The sequence below is a fragment of the Roseovarius sp. TE539 genome, assembly GCF_003298505.1.
Taxonomy (GTDB): domain Bacteria; phylum Pseudomonadota; class Alphaproteobacteria; order Rhodobacterales; family Rhodobacteraceae; genus Roseovarius.
Window position 1 is genome coordinate 1 of sequence record NZ_QNGB01000060.1, and the last position, 2269, is coordinate 2269.

4 pseudogenes are annotated in these 2269 nt (G+C 60.6%); all 4 read left to right on the plus strand.

The window, feature by feature from the left end:
* Positions 1-110: pseudogene (locus DQW77_RS18700) on the plus strand (IS5/IS1182 family transposase); the annotation flags it as partial.
* Positions 111-124: 14 nt separating this feature from the next.
* Positions 125-670 (plus strand): annotated as a pseudogene (locus DQW77_RS17790) (recombinase family protein); the annotation flags it as partial.
* Positions 669-857 (plus strand): annotated as a pseudogene (locus DQW77_RS18840) (hypothetical protein); the annotation flags it as partial. The pseudogenes DQW77_RS17790 and DQW77_RS18840, both read left to right, overlap by 2 nt.
* Before the next feature lie 446 nt (positions 858-1303).
* Positions 1304-2145: pseudogene (locus tag DQW77_RS17800) on the plus strand (IS3 family transposase); the annotation flags it as partial.
* Positions 2146-2269 lie beyond the last annotated feature (124 nt).

Below are 2269 nucleotides of genomic sequence, written 5' to 3' on the forward strand. Positions count from 1 at the left end.
TTTTCAATAAGATCAAACGCTTCCGCAGGATCGCATTGCGTTGCGAGAAATCCGTCAGCTCATTCAAAGCCTTCGTTGATCTCGCATGCGCAATGGCTTGGATCAGCTAAATGCAGACGCCGCCTACGGCTACCGCGTCGAGAACCGGAAGCTGGTGGTCGACGAGGACGCCGCCGAGCACGTCCGCTGGATCTTCGCCCGCTTTCTCGAGATCGGTTCGGGAACGGAGCTGGCGCGCGAGGTGGCGAAACGCGGCATCCGCACGCCGCGCGGTAACCGCATCGACAAGAAGTTCCTCTACCGCATGCTGAACAACCGCGCCTACATCGGCGAGGCGGTCCACAAGGGCGAGAGCTATCCCGGCGAGCACGACGCCATCATCGACCGCGAGACGTGGGACCGTGTGCATGCGATCCTGCAGGAGAGCCCCCGCAAGCGCGCGGCTCGCACCCGTGCCGAGACGCCGGCGCTGCTGAAGGGGCTGCTCTACGGCCCGGACGGCGCGGCCTTCTCGCCGACGCATACCCGCAAGGGCGACCGGCTCTACCGCTACTATGTCAGCCAGACGGTGCTGAAGCACGGTGCCGGATCTTGCCCGGTCGGCCGCGTGCCAGCGGGGGAAATCGAGGCGGCCGTGATCGACCAGTTGCGCGCCGTGTTCCGCCATCCTCGCGCTCGAGATCAAGGGCACCGACAGCCCTCAGAACAAGGCGAAGCGGGACGCGCTGAACGAATGGGTGAAGGCGATCAACGCAGCAGGCGGTTTCGGACGCTGGGCTTGGGATGTCGCGTTCAAGCCGGGCGAGGTGCAGGACATCATCACGAGGCACGCTGCCGTCGCCGAGCCTGCAGAATAGAGCTGGCGTTTCAGCCAAAGCGCGACGAGTTGTTCGATCCCGGTTCCATCTCGATGGCGCCACTGGCATCGAAGTGTTCAGGTCAGCCTTCGATTTGTTCCCTTATTTTCTGAGGCTTACAGGCTCTACACCAAAATCGGGCAGTCGAGAGGTCCGGAGAATATCGGGCCTGGGAGACCGCTTCCGGGCGTCTTGGCGCCGGGGCCGGTGCTCAGCCCCTCCCGCATAACCCTCGAAAACAACGGAAAAATCCGGCCGCAGCCGGATGGGGAGAACGCTTTCGCGAGGGCAAGTGGCGGAGGGAGCGGGACCGGGATCGAACGTTCTCCACCCTGTAAGTCATTGATTTTATGCGTCCCGGGTACTGATCTGATCCCCTCAAATTGGACCGTTTGAAGCTGGAGTTTTCCGCTACAATTTCCCGGCTGGGAGAAGAGCGGAATCACATGAAGGCATCGAAGTTTACGGACGCGCAGAAGGCGTTCATCATCAAGCAGGGCGAAGAAGGGACACCGGTTGCCGAGATCTGCCGGAAGGCCGGGATCAGCCAGGCCACCTACTTCAATTGGAAGAAGAAGTATGCGGGTCTGTTGCCGACGGAGATGAAGCGGCTGAAGCAGCTCGAGGACGAGAACGGCCGACTGAAGAAGATCGTGGCCGACCTTACCTTGGACCGCGAGATGTTGCAGGACGTCATCCGGCGAAAGATCTGAGGCCTGGTCGGATGCGCGAACTGGTTCGCGGGATGTGCAGCGATTGGGCGGTCTCGATCCGGGCGGCATGTGGGGCCATCGGATTCGATCGTTCGACGTTTCACTACAAATCCCGCCGCGCCGGTCAGGCTGCCGTGGAAAAGCGGATCGTGGATATCTGCGAGACACGTGTGCGCTACGGCTATCGCCGGGTTCATGTGCTCCTGGACCGCGAGGGCTGGGGCATCAACATCAAGAAAGTCTATCGTATTTACAGGGAGTTGGGCATGCAGCTGAGGAACAAGACGCCGAAACGGCGGGTGAAGGCCAAGCTACGCGATGATCGCGCCGAAGCCGTCGGCCCCAACGATGTCTGGGCGATGGATTTTGTCCATGACCAGCTGGCGACGGGCAAGAAGCTTCGGGTTCTGACCGTCGTGGACACGTTCTCACGATACGTGCCTGTGCTCGACGCGCGGTTCAGCTATCGGGGCGAAGATGTGGTCACGACGCTGGATCGAACCTGCCGAATGATCGGCTATCCCAACACCATCCGTGTCGATCAGGGCAGCGAGTTCATCTCCCGGGATATGGACTGTGAATCGGCATGCAAAAGTGACCCACTTGGGTGGGTATGATCATCTAAAACTGACCCACCTGCATTGTTAACATCCGTGCGCTTTGGCACGGAGGAAGAGCAGGTGTTACTGATGGAAACGT